This window comes from Paenibacillus sp. FSL P2-0121 (assembly GCF_037975345.1).
Lineage (GTDB): Bacteria > Bacillota > Bacilli > Paenibacillales > Paenibacillaceae > Paenibacillus_AQ > Paenibacillus_AQ odorifer.
Genome location: NZ_CP150245.1, coordinates 777311 through 795572 on the forward strand (window position 1 = coordinate 777311; position 18262 = coordinate 795572).

The 18262-nt window shown below is 41.4% G+C and carries 15 protein-coding genes; 8 read left to right on the forward strand and 7 right to left on the reverse strand.

Features of this window, described 5'->3' with window-relative positions:
* Positions 1 to 190 precede the first annotated feature (190 nt).
* The gene (locus MKY54_RS03390) at positions 191 to 553 is read right to left on the reverse strand and encodes a hypothetical protein (RefSeq protein ID WP_339189471.1); all 363 of its coding nucleotides are present in this window, start codon (positions 551 to 553) and stop codon (positions 191 to 193) included.
* Between the two features lie 459 nt (positions 554 to 1012).
* On the opposite strand from MKY54_RS03390, the gene corA reads away from it, so the two are divergent.
* On the forward strand, positions 1013 to 1972 hold the full coding sequence (gene corA / locus MKY54_RS03395; protein ID WP_076136897.1) for a magnesium/cobalt transporter CorA: 960 nt from the start codon (positions 1013 to 1015) through the stop codon (positions 1970 to 1972).
* An 82-nt stretch (positions 1973 to 2054) separates the two neighbouring features.
* Here corA and MKY54_RS03400 read toward each other — a convergent pair whose 3' ends face one another.
* On the reverse strand, positions 2055 to 2615 hold the full coding sequence (locus MKY54_RS03400; RefSeq protein ID WP_038568686.1) for a hypothetical protein: 561 nt from the start codon (positions 2613 to 2615) through the stop codon (positions 2055 to 2057).
* 429 nt (positions 2616 to 3044) lie between these two features.
* Between MKY54_RS03400 and MKY54_RS03405 the strand changes: the two genes are divergently transcribed.
* From MKY54_RS03405 to rlmD, 4 genes are all read left to right on the forward strand, one after another.
* Complete coding sequence (locus MKY54_RS03405) at positions 3045 to 3335, forward strand: YerC/YecD family TrpR-related protein (protein WP_019913624.1); 291 nt, start codon at positions 3045 to 3047, stop codon at positions 3333 to 3335.
* A gap of 3 nt (positions 3336 to 3338) precedes the next feature.
* Positions 3339 to 4109, forward strand: a complete 771-nt coding sequence (locus tag MKY54_RS03410) for a CbiX/SirB N-terminal domain-containing protein (protein ID WP_339189474.1) — start codon at positions 3339 to 3341, stop codon at positions 4107 to 4109.
* Between the two features lie 230 nt (positions 4110 to 4339).
* Positions 4340 to 5230, forward strand: coding sequence for a diacylglycerol kinase (locus MKY54_RS03415; RefSeq protein ID WP_036680719.1), 891 nt, complete (start codon positions 4340 to 4342; stop codon positions 5228 to 5230).
* Positions 5231 to 5294: 64 nt separating this feature from the next.
* On the forward strand, positions 5295 to 6854 hold the full coding sequence (rlmD, locus tag MKY54_RS03420; RefSeq protein ID WP_339189476.1) for a 23S rRNA (uracil(1939)-C(5))-methyltransferase RlmD: 1560 nt from the start codon (positions 5295 to 5297) through the stop codon (positions 6852 to 6854).
* Between the two features lie 697 nt (positions 6855 to 7551).
* Here the strand turns inward: rlmD and MKY54_RS03425 are convergent.
* Entirely contained in the window at positions 7552 to 8601 is a 1050-nt protein-coding gene (locus MKY54_RS03425) for a reverse transcriptase family protein (RefSeq protein ID WP_339189477.1), read from the reverse strand.
* Between the two features lie 193 nt (positions 8602 to 8794).
* A complete protein-coding gene (locus MKY54_RS03430) occupies positions 8795 to 10792 on the reverse strand; it encodes a retron Eco8 family effector endonuclease (protein ID WP_339189479.1) in 1998 nt (665 codons plus the stop codon).
* 113 nt (positions 10793 to 10905) lie between these two features.
* Between MKY54_RS03430 and MKY54_RS03435 the strand changes: the two genes are divergently transcribed.
* The 3 genes from MKY54_RS03435 to MKY54_RS03445 are packed head-to-tail and all read left to right on the forward strand — an operon-like array spanning position 10906 to position 14895.
* Entirely contained in the window at positions 10906 to 12564 is a 1659-nt protein-coding gene (locus MKY54_RS03435; protein WP_339189481.1) for a pentapeptide repeat-containing protein, read from the forward strand.
* Positions 12565 to 12615: 51 nt separating this feature from the next.
* Positions 12616 to 14463 carry a DEAD/DEAH box helicase family protein gene (locus MKY54_RS03440; RefSeq protein ID WP_339189482.1) on the forward strand — a complete coding sequence of 616 codons (1848 nt, stop codon included), beginning with the start codon at positions 12616 to 12618 and terminating at the stop codon, positions 14461 to 14463.
* Positions 14464 to 14895, forward strand: coding sequence for a hypothetical protein (locus tag MKY54_RS03445; RefSeq protein ID WP_339189484.1), 432 nt, complete (start codon positions 14464 to 14466; stop codon positions 14893 to 14895). It abuts the gene before it with no gap.
* Positions 14896 to 14932: 37 nt separating this feature from the next.
* Here MKY54_RS03445 and MKY54_RS03450 read toward each other — a convergent pair whose 3' ends face one another.
* The 3 genes from MKY54_RS03450 to MKY54_RS03460 all read right to left on the reverse strand — a co-directional run bounded on the left by MKY54_RS03450 (position 14933) and on the right by MKY54_RS03460 (position 18256).
* A complete protein-coding gene (locus MKY54_RS03450) occupies positions 14933 to 16108 on the reverse strand; it encodes a site-specific integrase (RefSeq protein WP_339189487.1) in 1176 nt (391 codons plus the stop codon).
* A gap of 100 nt (positions 16109 to 16208) precedes the next feature.
* On the reverse strand, positions 16209 to 17138 hold the full coding sequence (locus MKY54_RS03455; protein WP_339189490.1) for a site-specific integrase: 930 nt from the start codon (positions 17136 to 17138) through the stop codon (positions 16209 to 16211).
* A 17-nt stretch (positions 17139 to 17155) separates the two neighbouring features.
* Positions 17156 to 18256, reverse strand: a complete 1101-nt coding sequence (locus MKY54_RS03460; RefSeq protein WP_339189492.1) for a tyrosine-type recombinase/integrase — start codon at positions 18254 to 18256, stop codon at positions 17156 to 17158.
* Between the last annotated feature and the right edge of the window lie 6 nt (positions 18257 to 18262).

Consider the following 18262-nt stretch of genomic DNA (forward strand, 5'->3'; position numbering starts at 1 on the left):
GGAATAGCGTCGAAGAAGCAGAAATAAAGGCATAAATGTCTTAGAATGACGTAACCTGACTTGAATGAAGGTGGACCAGCCCAAAATAACTAAGCCCAGTCCAATTTACCTTATTTCAGCAGAATCCAGCGCACCGAAGTCCAGCCCTGCACAAAGTAACCTAGCCCAAAATAACTCAACTCAGTCCAATTTACCTTATTTCAGCAGAATCCAGCGCACCGAAGTCCAGCCCTGCATAAAGTAACCTAGCCCAAATTAACTCAGCCCAGTCCGACGTAATACATTTCAACGGAATCCAGTGCACCCAACCCAACCCAACCCAACCCAACCCAACCCAACCCAACCCAACCCAACCCAACCCAACCCAACCCAACCCAACCCAACCCAACCCAACCCAACCCAACCCAACCCAACCCAACCCAACCCAACCCAACCCAACCCAACCCAACCCAACCCAACCCAACCCAACCCAACCCAACCCAACCCAACCCAACCCAACCCTATTCTCTTTCTCCCTGCTTTTTCTGCCGTCCATGAGCATCACTATATTCACAATTCCCACTTGCACTCAACTTTACAGTCAAGAATTGCATCCCTATCCCACGGTCACTATCAGCCCAAAGTAAAACATATGTTACTTACGGTAAATGAACGCGAGGCGAGGGACTCAACCTTTTGCGAAATCAAGGTCAGTCTGCTTACGATCGAAGGGTTGTTTACTATCCCTTATGAGCACCTTTTCACCAACTAATTAGTAAAAATAGCGATAGTAATTCACAGCTATGAATTCATCTCACTCATAAACCCGATACCGACAGCAGAGAATAAGGACAGCTCGCCCCCCGCACAACCAACCTTACACAAATGAATCGAGCATTAACGAACGACGAAGCACCAAATGTTTCTTAGTCTAGCTTGAGCGGTGCTGCTGGCTATGTTTTTTGCTTTTTGGAAGAGTTGTCTTCTTGCTGTACAATAGAGGCGTGGAAGAAGATGAAGCGGAGGAACATTTATGATACGTACACTTGTTGTCACACATAAAGGTGAGGTGCTGACAGAGATCCCTCTGCAAAATATCCGGCTGGAGGATTATGCTTGGATATGGGCAGATTTTGCTACGCCTACGCCAGAAGAAACGCTTTTGCTGGATCAATATTTTCATTTTCACCCCTTGGCGATAGAGGACTGTATGCATGTATTGCAGCGGCCGAAGCTGGATCATTATGAGAATGTGCAGTTTTTTGTGCTGCATGCGCTGAATGAGCGGACGTTGGATGCTGAGGAGGTTGACCTATTTTTAAGCGCGAACTTTCTTGTCTCCTATCACCATCAGGAAAAAGCAGAGATGAATGAAGCGTGGGAACAGGTGAAGAGCGAAATACATAGTCGAAAAGGCTGGTCGGGTGGGCCGATGGCAGCTGCATATACGGTGATGGACAAGCTGGTGGACAAGTATTTTCCATGTCTCTACAGTTTAGAGGACGAGCTTGCGGATCTGGAGAGCAGCGGCAGCAGTGAGTCAGTTGAGGAATTGATGAGCCAGGTGTTTGGCGTGCGCGGAAGGCTGCTCAAAATGCGGCGGACGATTGTGCCGATGCGCGACTTGATGTACCGGATCGTGAATTCACAGCATGTCCAGAGCAATGGCGAGGAACGGATTTATTTTGGCGATATTTATGACCATCTGCTAAAACTCTCCGATATGATTGAGGCTGATCGGGAAATGACAGCGGATTTGCGTGACAGCTACATTTCACTCAATTCCAACCGGATGAATTCGATTATGAAAACACTAACGGTAATCACCACCGTATTCATGCCGCTGACGCTTATCGCCGGGATCTACGGGATGAACTTTGTGAAGATGCCTGAACTAGAGTGGAAGTATGGTTATTTTGGTGTGCTGCTGTTTATGCTGGTAGTTGGTTTTGGGATGTTCCGGTGGTTTCGACGGAGTGGCTGGTTTAAGTAAAAATAGAGCAGAAGCGCTAACAGCAAATCTCTTTCCTGCGAGAATTGCTGTTTTTCTGATACATAGCTAGAAAACGTCACCGCTATTTGCGGCGACGTTTTCCGGTGGAAGAAGTAGAGCGCCGGCGAGTAGTTGTAGTAGATTTGCGACGGGGTGAGGTGGAGCGCTTTTTTTTGCGGCGATTAGGACTGTACAGGGCAGCATCCTCTTCGGCGGCTAGTGCGCCTGCTGCGCCTTTGTTTTTACCGAAGCTACCCATGAACAGCTTAACCATTGGAGCCATCTGCTGGAAGCCGGACATCACCTTTTGTACTTTACCCATAGAGTTTACGATCCCGTCAATGCCGCCCATACGATCGATGATGCCTTTGATTTGCTCCATATTCCCACCAATTCCGCCACCGCCGCCTAAGCCGCTGAGCAGTCCGGCAAGCCCGCCGCTTGCCTTTGTTGCAGCTTCAGCTGCAGGGAGCGCTAGCGCAGTTTCGGTGGCAGCTTCTGCTCCTAAAGCAGGAAGGATTCCGGTCTCACCTGGGAGAGCTGAGGGCGCATATGAACTGAGGCCGGGGTAGGCAGAGGCATTATACGAATCGCTCAGTGAACGCTGATTCCGGCGGGAATGATTATAGTAATGATCAGGCATAATATCACATTCCTTTGTTAGTGGTCTGCTATACTGTATGTCATGGGCGAACATACGGTATAGACGAATGCCCGGGTAATAGGGATAGGAGCGGAAAAGGGCGTATGCCTATAAACAGGTTAAAGTAGTGAAGAAACCGTGTACGAGCTTGATTTTCGGCGCTTTTGTAGTACTATAGTGTAGGCGATAATTCTTATGTAGAGAAAAATACTTGTATTGGGGTACATAAATGGTGTGCGCGTGGGGTGGACGTTTGTCCATCATTTTCGTTCTTTACAGCGTGAAATCGTTAATGCTTGAAAAATGCGCTCCAGTGCAATATAGTAAAGGCAGGATAGTGACATTAGGTTGATGTTTCCGGAGCTAGTTTTGTACGGAGCTTAATCAGAGAAACTAATGCTGATAGAACTTTTAGGGGATGAAAAATTGATGCAACTTAAGAAGTTAAATGATAAAAGTATAGACCAATTATTTGAAGCCATTTTAACATTAAAGAATATGGAAGAATGTTATGTTTTCTTTGATGATTTGTGCACCGTGAACGAGATTCAATCGCTGTCGCAACGACTGGAAGTAGCACGTATGCTCGGCAAAGGCTCGACCTACAATCAGATCGAAGCAGAGACAGGAGCAAGTACAGCTACTATTTCCCGTGTAAAACGTTGCCTGAACTACGGAAATGATGGTTATAAATTAACGCTGGAACGTTTGGGACGCTAATTTATGGTACCGGGCGTACTTATTATCAGTCACGGCTCCCGCGACGAGGTTTGGGTGTCGATTGTGGAAGAGGCCGTAAGCGAATTATCGCTAGATGAAGAGATGCCAGTGGTGGTCTCTTTTTTAGAGCTGGTAGAGGGCCGTCTGATTCAAGATGGAATAAATGAACTGGAACATGCAGGGGTCACAGATATAATTGTGATCCCATTGTTCGTTTCCTCGGGAAGCACACATGTCGATGAAATAGAATATGCACTAGGGGCTAAACCTGAGCCTGAACGTGAGACCGACTTAGAGCCGTTCCACGTGAAGGCTAAGGTTCACTATGGTTATCCTGTCGACGATGACCCGGACATCGCTGTGATGATCTGGGACAAGCTCCGTAAGCTGTCTACGGAACCTGAACGTGAGACGATTCTGTTGGTAGGTCACGGCAGCATTTATGATGGCTTCCGCCAGCGTTGGCAGCAGGGCATCTCTTCACTGGCAGGACGTGTACGTGAGGTGAGCGGCGTAGCGGCGGCCGATTATGGTCTGCTGAATCCGGACAGTGTAAGAAGCAAAGTGGAGTATTGGCAGGAGCAGGGTCACGAGGTATTGGTGGCGCCGCTTTTTTTGAGTGAAGGTTATTTCACTAAACATGTGGTTCCGAACAGACTTAAAGGGTTAACCTATAAGTATTCTGGCCAGACGCTTTTGCCGCACCCGCTACTTGCGCATTGGATTGAGAGACAGGTAGAGACACTCCTCGAACAGATTCGAAAAAAGAGTTAAAAAGTTTCCTTTTTAGCCCACTTAATCATGAAAAATAGTGCCCATTTCCGTGGATAATACGGGATTTGCTGCATAGACATATATATAGTTATTTTTGCCTAATAAGGTGTCGTGAATTGTTGTATAATGGAATATTTACGATAAATGTCCTCTGACATTGATTGTAGTGGTCCGAATTAGGTATAATCAATTAGGTTATTCTATTATAAAAAACAGGTGGCGTTCCGGTAATGAAAACTGCGAGATTGATTTATAATCCCACTTCTGGACGGGAAGAAATGAAGAAGCGGCTCGCCGACATTTTGGACCGGCTGGATACGGGTGGCATTGAAGCCTCCTGCCATGCAACGACCGGAGAAGGCGATGCTATGTTAGCTGCTGCGGATGCAGTAGAGCGCGGTTATGATCTAATCATAGCAGCCGGTGGGGATGGCACTTTAAATGAGGTTATCAATGGTATGGCGGAGAAACCTAATCTCCCCCCGCTTGGCGTGTTGCCACTTGGGACTACCAATGATTTTGCACGTGCGATGGGGATCCCGAAGAATTGGGAAGATTCCGTTGATTTGATCCTTCGTCAAGAGTCGCGTCCGATTGATATCGGTAAAGCCAATGATCGTTATTTCATTAATATAGCAGGCGGTGGCAGTCTAACCGAACTGACCTATGAAGTTCCAAGTAAGCTGAAGACCATGATAGGGCAGCTTGCGTACTATTTAAAAGGTATTGAAAAAATGGTCAGCCTATCTCCTCAGGAACTAATCATTCGTGCCAATGGGCAGGAGGTTATTCATGATGAGTTTATGCTGTTCCTGATTGCAAATACGAATTCTGTTGGCGGCTTTGAAAAGCTTGCTCCCGGCGCTCGAATCGATGACGGTCTGTTAGATGTTATTGCGGTTAAAAAATGCAACTTGGCAGAGTTTGTCCGTTTGGTTAGATTGGCCCTTCGTGGCGAGCATTTGCAGGATAAAAAGGTTGTGTATTTCCGTACGGATGCAATGGATGTAATCTCTCCAGGGCATGTCCAATTGAACTTGGATGGAGAACTTGGCGGAGAGCTGCCGGGTCGTTTTCGGATTTTGCCGCAGCATCTGCGGATTTTTGCTCAGAATAATTAGGTTGATTGAAAGCAAGAGTGTGGGATTATACAGCGATGATAATGAAAGAAGTGAACTATAAATAATGAGTAAACACCGCAGTGGACGCAGCACCAGCCGCCCAGCCGGCAAGGCGCCTGTCGCCGGACTGCCTGTGAATAAAAATGATGAGGTTATGCTCGATATTATCGGCATGACCCATGAAGGTGAAGGGGTAGGCCGCGTAGAAGGCTTTACCCTTTTTGTGCAGGGAGCCCTTCCCGGAGAGAAAGTCCGGGCAAGGGTGCTCAAGACCAAAAAGCAGTATGGCTACGCCAAGCTGCTTAATATAGTAGAAGCGAGCAGCGCCCGCATCGCAGCGCCTTGCGAGATCTATGACCAATGCGGCGGCTGCCAGCTGCAGCATATGGACTACACCGCACAACTGGCGTGGAAACGGCAGCTGGTGGTGGACAACCTGGAGCGGATTGGGAAGCTCCGGGTGGATGGTGGCGGGAACAGCGGAAAGGGCAAAGAGAGTAATGCTGGTGGAAGTCAGACGGACAGTGCCAACGATGGTGGCATCGTGGATGGTGCGACTGATGGCGCTGGAGTAGCTCATACAGATGGCATTCTTGTTCGCCCTACACTCGGCATGGACGAGCCTTGGCGTTACCGCAACAAGGCTCAGGTACCAATTGGCGTAACCGAAGGTGGCCTTGTAGGCGGTTTTTACGCACGGGGAAGTCACCGTATCATCGATATGGAGACGTGCTTAATCCAGCATGAGGATAATGATGACGTTGTGCGCAAGGTGAAAGACATCGGCAGAGAACTTGGCATCTCTGCTTATAGTGAAGAAACCGGTCGTGGCCTGCTGCGCCATGTCGTCGTGAAGAAAGCTTTCCGCACCGGTGAAATGATGGTCGTCCTCGTAACCAACGGCCGCGACATCCCACACCTGGACGCCTGGCTCGGCAGCATCCGCGAACAGCTGCGGGATGTAGTCAGCATCTGCCAGAACGTCAACACTCAGCGTACGAATGTCATCTTCGGTGGCGAAACCCGCGTCCTGTGGGGCAGAGACGTCATCTATGACTACATCGGCGATGTACAGTTCGCTATCTCAGCGCGTTCGTTCTATCAAGTGAACCCGGCACAGACTGAGGTGTTGTACGGTAAAACCGTTGAATATGCCGGACTGACTGGCAATGAAACGGTTATCGATGCCTATTGCGGCATCGGTACGATCTCCCTTTTCCTGGCGCAGCATGCGGCTAAGGTATACGGTGTCGAAATTGTACCGGAAGCTATTGAGGATGCCCGGGCGAATGCGAAGTTAAATGAGATGAAGAATGTAGTGTTCGAGGTTGGTGCCTCTGAGGATGTCATTCCGAATTGGAAAGAGCAAGGGATTACGGCGGATGTTATCGTTGTCGATCCACCGCGTAAGGGTTGCGATCCGCGGTTGTTAGAGACGATTCTGGCTATGAAGCCGGAGCGTGTGGTGTATGTGTCGTGTAATCCATCGACACTGGCAAGAGACTTGCGGGTGCTCGAAGATGGCGGATACAAGACAGTGGAGGTAACTCCGGTGGACATGTTCCCGCATACTGTGCATGTAGAGTCGGTGGCTTTGTTGGTGAAGGTTGGTACAGTGGATTGAAGTCCTTTTATTTACTTGGGTTTTCCAATGAGGTACAGATTAGAAACGTTAGTGGTACAGATGGAAGATAACAGACTTGATGTAAAATTGATGTAAAAATTCACCGAATTTCAGCGTAAATGAACAGAAGACACCAGAAAAAATGAAGTAACACCTGTCAAGTAGACAAATACAAAGCGATATTTAAGCAGCCTGATTTTGGTATTCATAAGGACTCAGGGTGCTTAGTTTCATTTGGGAACGTGTACAGATGTAAAAGCGGATGTATAGATAATAAAAGAAGTATTGACTTGAGATCCAATGTAGAAAAGTACGAATAGCTTGTCCTATTTTATTCTTTGTCCCCGTCTCCAAACATAAAGAATAAGCCCGCAGGATGGCAGCATCTTTACCGTCCAGCGGGCTTATTAGTGTTAGGAATTTAGTGACCACCGGGTAATTGACCTCTCATTCCTTCGTTACACATGTCCAAGGAGGGACCGTTCTTACTAACAGGGAGGATAGTGAAGATTAATTAAGGTGAGCCGTATCATAAGTAGGGCAAAAGAATCGGACGGAGAATCGGACGGAAATTATCTGAGTTTTGTTACCAATTCCAGAAATGTCTTTATTATCGCTGACAGAGATGTGTATTATATTTCATGGGAGAGAGAACATGAAAAGAGTATAGAACAGAAAAAAACTCCGAAAGTAGGAGTTATTCCATGTAATGAATTTTCTCGAGCAGTGCTTCTAGTTGATTAATTGTACGTATTGCTTCCTCAAAATGCAGATGGTTTCTATCTTCCGGTAACCAACCAATTAGCATTGCCCTGTAACCAGCAAGATAATGTATTAGAGCATTGTCATTATAAAAATATAAATCATCACTATTTTTCCGACGATACCGAAAAGACTCTTTATTCAAAATATCGAGTAGTTTCTTTCTTTCATCGGGTTGGTGGGTAGCGAATAAATATAAAATATTTCCAATATCTGCGCGCTTACTACGAGAAATACGTAAATTTGATCCGACAACAAATCCGTTAAGGGACATTTGATTGATCCCTTTCCGGATTTTTCGCTCATTTAAAGTAAATCCCCCATCATTAAGAATAGAGGAGAATAAGTATATCGTCGAAGCATTATGTAGAATATCATTTACAGATGAAAATAAAAGGTCATCTCCATAACGAGTATAAGTATAACCCTTTTGTTTGCAGTATTTATTGATTCTAATATCCATTCTTCTGAAAAGAATATTCGATAGTGATGGTGAACTGATTGCTCCCTGAGGTAGAACTCCATCCAGAGTGGTAAGTTCAGCAATATATTCCAGTAAAGATTCACTCTTCACTGGTTCAAGACGAAAATAAGGATTTAACATATCTAGAATGTTTTCTTTGTAGAGGCTAGAAAAAAAGTCTTTAATATCCAAGCGTAGATAATAGCGATCTTTTTCCACGTTGACTTGTCTTATATGTGGGGCTAAATAATCGCGATATGATTTTCCTGGAACAAATCCACATACATAGTCGGGAATAGGTATTTTATCCAAAAAATTATGGGTAAGCTCTGATTGTAATTTATATAATTCAGAATCTCTTCTAAGGCAATGTAGAGTTCTAAACCCGTGTGTTTTTTTTGGAATTATCTTCTCGTAGTAGTAATCGTTTTTGTTTTCTAAGCATGATTTTATTAGAGATTCCTTGGCTTTGAGAACATGACCGAAAAAAAAGCTTTCTCTAAATATCTGAATAAGAATCACCTTTCTAACTAAGAGATAGGAAAACGGGTACCTACCCAATGCCTCGCGAAGCGAACTTTAATTTTAGGCGCGATCAATATATCACCGGGACAATCCGCGATAACTAGTTTTTAAATTTATAGCACTTAACCCTTGGTTTCAACACAACAAGGAGCGGAACGCATATATACATTCACGCTTACTACCCGTCTTCCTATTTCCTTGTTAATTCTAGCATAACTGTAATAAGCTTGTATAGCTCAGGAAAACAGCTTTCAAAAAGCTCTTTACGTTCACTCTCTTGAGCCTTGTTAATAACATTTTCAAACACATCATTTATGTACGCTGTCACCCATCCACTAGTCTTTCCGTAACTATATTGATTAATTAATTTGTAAATTGTTTTTGCGGGTGCGTATTCAGGTTCTCTTGATTCTGGATATCTCTGTTTGTTGGTTAAATTATGATCTGCTTTTCCACCGTGTAACATACGGAGGATAGTGGTTTTATAGGAAGGTGTTTCTGAATAATTGTATATAGAACGTAATTGATTAAGTTTTTGGTCATCCTTCTCTGTTCGACATATATAATCCCAAACGAGTAAGTAGTTGTCGGGGTGTATTAGTAGCCCTTCGACGGTTGTGCTAACTGGGAAAACATGATGCAATATGCAATATTCTCTTATTAAATTTATGAGTTCATAAAAATATGGGCTGTCAATAATACCCCAATGAGGATGTGAGTAAAATGCACACTTCTCCAATAAACCTTCAATCTGACGTCTAGTAGTATAAGTTTGAGATTTTCTATTTGAATAGTAGAACATCTCTTTTTTATGAGCCTTCCGATCCTTGAGAGGATTTAAAACAGCTGAGTCGCTACAAGGAGTGAATCGACTAGACTTTGAATCGTATTGAATTATTTTATCCATATCAGTAAGAATAAGGTAAGGTATACTTATATTTTTTTCAACGGGATTAATAGATTTGAGTCTTACAGAGTTCCCGCTAAAAGGGAAAACGTCAATTTCCCTAAGTCCTGGGAATAGTTTAACAAGTTCAGGGTTTGAAAACAGCTCTAACTCTGTTACTCCTTCAACGAAAAGAATGGCCTTTGCAAAATAATAGCTAGCTTCCAGCTCTGTGAATGTTTGAACTTCCCTATTGTCAGTAAACCCTTTCATTTGCTGTATAGAAGTATGTCTATCTTGCATCTGTATGTGAAATAAACTACAACTATCTCCGATATTCAACATGTTCCGAATAAATCTAGGCGAATGAGTGGCGATCAAGAAACCAGTAAAACCTATATCCTTGGAAATGATTTTGCTAAGGTCATCTAAAAACCGGGGATGTAATCCCGTTTCTGGTTCATCGAGGATAATCAGCGGTTCTTTTAGTCGCAACTCCGATAGCTGAATTACCATCCTAGATAAGAGCTTAATATAATTATAAGAATTCAGTCCATCTGAAAAGTAATCCAGATCCTCGTTTTGATAACGGAATGAACGCCCTCCTAATTGAAGTTGATATAAATGAGAAAACATTAGCTTAGGCCGAAACGATCTTAGTTCTAAGTTGCCAACGTCTAGTTCATTTTCGAGTTTTTCTGCGATCTTCTTATATTGAGGTCCTAAGCATTCCTCCAACGCCTGCTTGATTTTATTTATTGGTCTGTCCTTAGTTTCTAGTGTACCGAGGTCACCGATAGTTTCCCATAACTGATCCCAATTCGTAAGGTTTATATGTCGTGCATTAACAAAATAGACAGGGAACAGATTCTTCAAGATTACACGGAATTCGTAAGGCAAACTCCAAGTTATTCCCTCACGCTTTTTTTGAGTAAGAGTTAATGGTATTAGGTCGTTCCCGTCTCGAAATAACTTGTCCATGGATAGTAGTTTTCGGAAGTAGGGCTTAAATTCATGACCATATATCCGGTTTGCACTTCGATGACTCTTAGCAATTGAACGAATCCTATGAAAATCGAACCAAATAGTGATTTTCATATCTTCAACAAATGGGTTGTGTTTATCATGCAAGTTAAGTTGAAGATTTGATTCAGTCATATTTTGATAGAAATAATTAACGGCTTTAAGTAAGTTTGATTTTCCCGAACCGTTCTCACCCAACAAACAGTTAATCCTATTCAGTGTAACCTCTATATTCCACAATGATTTACAATTATCAACCTCTATTTTACGGATAGCCAAGTGCACTCCTCCTATTTGTCTTTTTTATTATAGTAAGAAAAGAGAATATTATCTATAATATTCTAATTTGTATGGTAAAATATTACGGTACAATGAATGGAGGTTTTTATTATATGAACCATCGCTTACGCCTATTCTTTAATACAATTGCTTTATGCTTTTTTTTGTGTCCTCTTTTTTTAATTAGTCCTATGCATACACAAGCATCGACTGTAGCTACTACTGCTATTAAAAATAAAAGTGATATCGAGATTCAAAAATTAAATCAGGAAACTGAAAAGCTAAAAAATGAAAGTGAAAAACTCAAGGTGGAAACTGAAAAAATCAAACGAGAGAAGCGATCATTGTACTGGAGCCCAATATTGCAAATGATTACTTCAGTAATTGGAATATGCTCACTGCTTATAACTTATTATGCAACAAGGAATGCTCATAAGAACACAATCAATAGTCTCAATATCCAAAGTGAAAAAAATGAAAAGGATAGGATTTCGGGTATGCTGAAGGAGTTAGGAAGTGATAGTACCCCTGTAAGGCTTGGTGCAGTTCAAGCCTTGGGAGAATATGAGGTATCTATAAGATATTTAATTAATGTAATTAAATTTGACTCGATTCCTGAGGTGAGAGAAGCAGCAGCTGTTGCTCTTCAGCAGTTTCCCGAACAAGTTATTCCGTTACTTGCGGAAGAGAGCCGGCTTTTACATGACCGCCAATTAGAACTGGCAGCACGCCATTTCATTCACGAAAAAAATAGAGATATGCTAGTCAACTTCTTTAAGCTAGATGAATATGAATGGTCTAACTGGCATAAAAGTTTTTATTCTACCTTTAGAGAAGAGAAAATCAGTCAGTGGAGTTATGAACAATATGCAGAAAACATGAACGAGTATGCTGTGAAAAAGCGAGATTTACAGCGGATTGTCGAAGAGTGGTTAAAATGTCATACGGCAATTAAAGAAATAGTTCGTACTTTAGGGAAAGTACTTAGTGCACGAAAAATTAGCATGGAAAAAAATTCAAGCAATAAGCTGAACATTAACAATGCTTACTTACCTGACTTAATAATAGAACAAGGAACAATAGAAGATGTTGTCTTTAATAATTGTATTCTTTATCGTTCCAGTTTTAAAGGAACAAAGTTGAAGAATGTTCAATTCTTAAGTTGTGATCTGAGTTATATAAATTTTATAAATGCTAGTATGTTCGAGACACAAATGAATGACTGTAGAATGACTAAAACAATATTCACTAAGTCCACCCTACATACATCTCTTTTTGAGAAATGTGAGGGAATAGGAGTTCGTTTTAATGGAGCCGTATTAGAGGGTGTAGTTATTAGGAATTGTACTTGGAAAAAAAGCTTATTTTATGGGGTTAAAGCTTCTTATATGATTTTTTCAGATAATACCAAGTTTTACGATTGTACTCTTGGTGGGGAGTGGAGGGGACTGGATATTCAATTGACTGAATTTGGTGGAGGAAGATTTGATGAAATGTACGTGGAAAGATCTACATTTATTGAGTGTGCAATGAAAGGTTTGGAATGGAAAGGCGGAAAGTTCGTAGGACTATCTTGGAAAAATTGCCTAATAGAATGTACTCCGGTGACTAAAGCCTTATTAGTTGAAAAAGTCTTTTTAGATAATTGTAATTTCGGTTATCAAACGGATGAATTAAAGAAGTACCTTGAGGATGGAATTGTTCTAGTTGAAAGTCCTACTAACAAGTGGTGGTTATCAATGTTTGGTAGAAAATATTCTCCTCCAAGTTAAATTAATAGTTTTGTAAACCCACAAGAACATTTCGAAAAGGAGTGATGTTAATTGACATATTTCATGAAAATTGTACCCAATATTATTGAAAACAAAAAACTTAGAGAGCCACAAATTGAAGCCTATATTAAAATTAAAGAGTACTTTGAAAGTAATCCCAAAGGAGAGGCGTTAGTGGTATTACCTACTGGTACGGGTAAAAGTGGGCTGATTTCAATTGCTCCCTACGGAGTTTCCTATAAGAGGGTGCTTGTAATAACGCCTGGATTGGTAACGAAAAAGAGCGTGGTCAAAACACTGCACCCGTTAGAGGATAACTTTTGGTTGAACCAGGATGTGATATTTTCACCGGAAGATATGCCTGTAGTGGAAGAATATGAAGCTGATATGTTACTATCCAGCTTAGAAAAATGTAATTTTGTTATTACAAATGTACATAAATTAAATAAAGCTAATCAAAAATCTTTATTAAATACTGTGCCTAGAGATTTTTTTGATTTGGTTATTATTGATGAAGCGCACCATTCTGTAGCAAATACGTGGGTAGAAGCTTTGGAATACTTTTCTGAGGCAAAAAAACTACACGTTACGGGAACGCCATATAGAGGAGACCATCAAGAACTGCCCGGTGAAGAAATACACAATACATCTTTATCTGAAGTTATGGCACTAAAGTATGTCAAGTGGCTAAGAAAGGCTACCATTAACAATGGAAACTTGTATTTCTCTATTCCCGGCGACTCAAAGAAGTACAGTAAGGATGAAGTTCTCGAAATAAAAGAAAAGGAGTGGGTTGAAAAATCCATTGCTCTTTCGGAAGAATGTTCAATAGATGTAATAGATGAAAGTATTAAACAGTTAAAAATAATAAAAGAAGCTTCTCCAAATGTTCCACATAAAATTCTTGCCGTAGCATGTAGCATTAAACATGCAAAAGATGTTGCACATTGGTATAAGGATAAAGGCTCGACAGTCAGAATTGTTCACAGTGGAATGAAACCTGATGAACTTGAACAAGCATTTATGGATATTGAGGATCATAACTGTGAGGTTGTCGTTTCAGTTAATATGTTAATGGAAGGGTATGATCATAAGTATTTGACAGTACTTTCTTTATTCAGACCATATCGTAGTTTAAATGCATTTGCTCAAGTTATTGGTAGAGTTTTGAGAGCTATTCCTAATGAGGAGATAACAGATTTCGCAATTGATAATAATGCAGTGGTTATATTCCACGAAGAAATAGGCCTGAATTTAATGTGGGAGATTTTCTCAAAAGAAGTAGAGAAAAGCAAAAAAATTCCAGTAAGAGAATATGCAATCTCAGATAGAGAATATGAGAAACGAGAAATTGTTTATGCCTCTATTGAAAAGGATCAGTATTTTATAAGTGATAAGGATTCCTACCTTTCTGGCCTTGATTTCAACGAAATGTTTGAACAAGCAAGATTTCAAATTGAATCAGAACTTGAGAGTAAGATTCAAAAACTTAGAGATGCAGGACTTAGCGAAGAAGACGTACTAGCAGCTAAAGAGGCAATTAAAAAGCAATCAATTACATCCAAAAAGAATGAAATTAATGAGCTTTTATTGTCAAAGAGGCCGGAATTACTCAGGAAAAAAACCCGTGGGCTTTTATATAACAATGCCAATGAGGCAGTCCAAGTTGTTCTTGAAGAAAAGGGTATAAACCCTAAAGACACCAATCTGTATTTGAAGTTCAACAAAATTATTCATAATCTAAATAGTGATTGTACCAATGATGGAATATTGGTAAGATACATTAATGCAAGATTGTATGCCAAATATGGACCTGTTAAAAAGAGAGAACCTGAGGCTTTGCTTGATTCACAGAAGTACCTTGATGTAATAATTGAGGAACTAAGGAGGATGATTTAAATGAATGTAACGATTGAAATAAAATGCAAGATTGACGAGCTAATACACTTATTACTCACTGACGGCGTACAACCTAGCGATTTGACCGATAATATTTTTTTAGATGACTATAGCAATATTTCCTATAGAAGACAAAATCAAATGATTATTGGAGAACTTGTTTTTAGGGAAGAAATGTTTAATAAATTAGTTGAAACTAAACTTAGATACTATTATAGTCTGGATAAGAAATTATTAAGAATTGATGAAGAAACCTATAAGGGAACAAACGTGATTTGGGATAGAGATACAACCGAAGCGAATATTCTCGATGAGCTACTCGTTTTATTGAACACATCATACGAGCAAGAACAAATCTCGAGGTTTTTATCGACATTACCTAGTAATCTTAAAACGAAGATTGAAAAAAAATTACATTCTTTAATAGCATAAAAGTAAGAGGCGCCCCTTACCTAAAGGAGCGTCTTCTTTATTGCCCATGTGTATCAGATGTGAAAAATGATTCAAACTTATCGGCAGCAGCCTGATCAGCAGTTTGCAGAGCATGTCCATAAATATTCATAGTGGTGGCGATGCTTCCATGTCCAAGTCGCTCAGAAATAATTTTAGCATGAACGCCTTGGTTTATCAGAATCGTGGCTGAGGTATGCCGGAGATCATGAAACCGAATGTACCGGAAGCCATTTTTCTTTATGAACTGTCGAAACCAAAGGTAGGGACGCTCATGGTGAAAAGGCTGTCCATCGGGATGTGAGAACATAAAAAACCAATCTCCGCTATACCATGAATCGCCAACGTCAATTCGTTCTTGCATTCTATAAGCGTAATATTCTCGTAGCTCCTTTAACATGGAGCTTGGTAATGCTACTTTTCGAATAGATTTTTTAGTTTTAGGTGATTTAACGATGATTTTACCTTTAAGAGCGTGAATCATAGATTGTGAAACATCTAACATCCCATTGTTGAAATCAAGATGCTTCCACTCCAGCCCGAGTAACTCGCCCCGCCGTAATCCGGTTGTAAGAGCCAAAGTGATCATAACCCTCCAGTGATATGGCTCACATTGCAATGCTCGAAGCATTTGTTCTACCTCTGCTTCATTGTAGGGGACGATCTCTTTTGAATTGACCTTTGGTTTCTGCACATCGATAGCCGGATTTCGCTTAATAATTCTCCATTCCACTGCACGTTTGAGTATGTTTTTTAAGATACGGTACTGAATTTCAATCGTACCAGAGGCTAAGCCTCCTGTTTTTTTATCTCCACGGCTTCCTTCCTTTTCGAGTTGATTTAGAAAGTTTACGATGTGAAGTGGTTTGATCTCCTCCAGTCTTAGATGCTGAAAGTACGGAAGAATTCGGGTCTTAAGATTAGAGTCATATGTGTATAACGTCTTGAATCCCAGATGCTTTACGGCATACTTATCTCTCCACTCTTCGACGAACGCCCCAAATGTTAGTTTCTGAGGCGACACATATTCATCCGCTTCCACTTCCATCCGAAATTTAGCGTATTCGCTTTCCACTTCTCGTTTTGTTCGGCAATGAACGGTTTTTGTGAAACGAACGTATTTTCCTCTAGCATCTTTACCTGCATTAACCGTTAAGAACCATGAATTATCACCACGTTTTTGAATATTAGCCAACTCAAAACACCTTCTACAATGGATTTTTATATTAGTCATTATGTCCATTCATGAAGAAGTGAGACCTTACCTTAATAGATTAATATTGATTGATATCACCTTAGGTATCCTCGAGAATCTTAGTCAAAGCACTCAAAGGTGGTACATAACGCAACGTTGTTCCTACATTTTTATGGCGCAGCTGATGCTGAATATCGATGATGCTCATACCACCTGTCTGCATCAAATATCCTGCTGTTCGTCTAAGATCATGTGGTCGAATATGCCTGTCAAGACCTGCATCATGAGTTAAATCGGATAATATCCGTTTAATCTTATCGACGGTCATGATTTTTCCTTGTTGATGGAATAGGTACTCATCCCCCTGATGAGCATACTTAAGATATTCAGGATGTTGGATGTATCGTTCAAGTTCTGCTGTGAGATCCTTAGGGAGAGCGACAGGGTATTTCTCAGTTTTTTGTGCATCAAAAACGTGGACGATCCGTGTATCCAAGTGTACCCGTTTACGCCTCAGGAAACGGACCTCTGAGAGTCGAAGACCTGTGATCAGCATGAACCAGAGAAACACAAACTCTTGCCGGTAGAACGGGCTCTTATGTAATGCAGCTTGTAGAAGGGCAAGACACTCTGCTTTCGACAAGGCCGTGTTTTGAATGGGGGACTCGAATTTTGGCCTAGGATATCCGAGCAGTGGGTTATGTTGAATCAGATCCGCCTCATACAGGAATTCAAAGAAACATCGTAACACGGTAATGGTTGCTGCTAAATTCATATTCGACATATGCTCATGATGTTTTAAGTCCATAAAAAAACGATCAAAGACCTGTCGTTGAATGGGGAGTAATCTGCTTGGATGCTCACGACTGGCATGAAATTGATCAAAATCAAGTTCGCCTTCAAAACCATTGTCAAGTAAGAAGGCTTCGAATTTCTTGAGTACGCTTATATATTTTTGTTTGGTTGAACTTCTTAATGTGAATTGGTTGCTCCAGATCTGGAAGTAGGCGGACTGAAGTAAAAAAGCCATAGGGATCGCCTCCTGATTCAAAAGAGATCGCTTGCTTTGAGCTGAGCGAGGGGATGCTGGTCGATTGCTTTAACTAGCATACTATCAAATAACTTTAAATAAACCTCCGTGGAACTCAGCCACGAATGCCTCATGAGTTCCTTGATCGTGTATAGATTTACGCCGGACTCAAGCAGATAAAGAGCAAAGGAATGCCGTAGAGAGTGTACGGATAGCTGATAAGGTTTTTTGTCGGATTCGGGTATAGAGGTTGCTTGATCAATCAAGGCAGCAAACATCTTCTGAACCGTGCTTTCGTGTAGAGGAGATTTCCCTCTGTCATCCGAAAAAATAAATCGTTCTAAATAATCTTGCGCGTCTTTTACGCCATGGTACCGAAAGCTCACATATGTACCCAGTATTTCAAGGGAGGATTTGGTTATTTTGCTAGGCTGTTTATATCCCTTTTTTCCTTTTCCACGTACAAGGATCTCTTGCCGGGATGAAACAATATCACCAATCTGTAGATGTAACAATTCGCTTAGCCGAATACCCGAACCTAAAAAGGTCCATAAAATGGTGAAATTGCGGTGAGCTTCGCGGCCGAGTCGAACTAGGCACAGCAGCTCATCCAACTGTTCTTTGGTAAACGCACGTGGCTCACGGTTTTGATCTATTTCCATAGAGAGGGTCCGTTTGAGTTTTCGGATATCCTGCTTGAAAAAGTGAGCAAAAACCTCTCCCAGAAAACTTCTTAAAAAAGCAGCTTTTTTGCTACGTGTATTCAGTTTTTGAACAGGGGCTAAATAATCGTTTAAAAAGGCTGCAGATGAAATCTCCTTGATGTTTGGGTTTACTCCTTTTGAGCGTTCGCAATACCGTAAGAACAAATTCATTTCATAGCGATATGCCTGTTGCGAGGTTTTTGCTAAGCTCTGAAACGCATCACTCTCGTAATAATGGAGAACCGCAACATCCAGCAGAACCGATTCCTTCATTTTTATCGCATCAGCATGGTTTTGAGGAGACAGGCGCTGCAACATGCGTTTAAACGCATCTGGTCCGTATTGATCCGCCAGTTGGAGTAGGTTTTCTTCAAAAGCAATATCATTGGCAATCGTATCATCAAATATAGGCATAACGTA

Coding starts and splice junctions, on each gene's coding strand:
- corA (WP_076136897.1), top strand. CDS start 1,013: ATGATACGTACACTTGTTGTCACACATAAAGGTGAGGTGCTGACAGAG.
- MKY54_RS03400 (WP_038568686.1), bottom strand. CDS start 2,615: ATGCCTGATCATTACTATAATCATTCCCGCCGGAATCAGCGTTCACTG.
- MKY54_RS03405 (WP_019913624.1), top strand. CDS start 3,045: ATGCAACTTAAGAAGTTAAATGATAAAAGTATAGACCAATTATTTGAA.
- MKY54_RS03410 (WP_339189474.1), top strand. CDS start 3,339: ATGGTACCGGGCGTACTTATTATCAGTCACGGCTCCCGCGACGAGGTT.
- MKY54_RS03415 (WP_036680719.1), top strand. CDS start 4,340: ATGAAAACTGCGAGATTGATTTATAATCCCACTTCTGGACGGGAAGAA.
- rlmD (WP_339189476.1), top strand. CDS start 5,295: ATGAGTAAACACCGCAGTGGACGCAGCACCAGCCGCCCAGCCGGCAAG.
- MKY54_RS03435 (WP_339189481.1), top strand. CDS start 10,906: ATGAACCATCGCTTACGCCTATTCTTTAATACAATTGCTTTATGCTTT.
- MKY54_RS03445 (WP_339189484.1), top strand. CDS start 14,464: ATGAATGTAACGATTGAAATAAAATGCAAGATTGACGAGCTAATACAC.
- MKY54_RS03455 (WP_339189490.1), bottom strand. CDS start 17,138: ATGGCTTTTTTACTTCAGTCCGCCTACTTCCAGATCTGGAGCAACCAA.
- MKY54_RS03460 (WP_339189492.1), bottom strand. CDS start 18,256: ATGCCTATATTTGATGATACGATTGCCAATGATATTGCTTTTGAAGAA.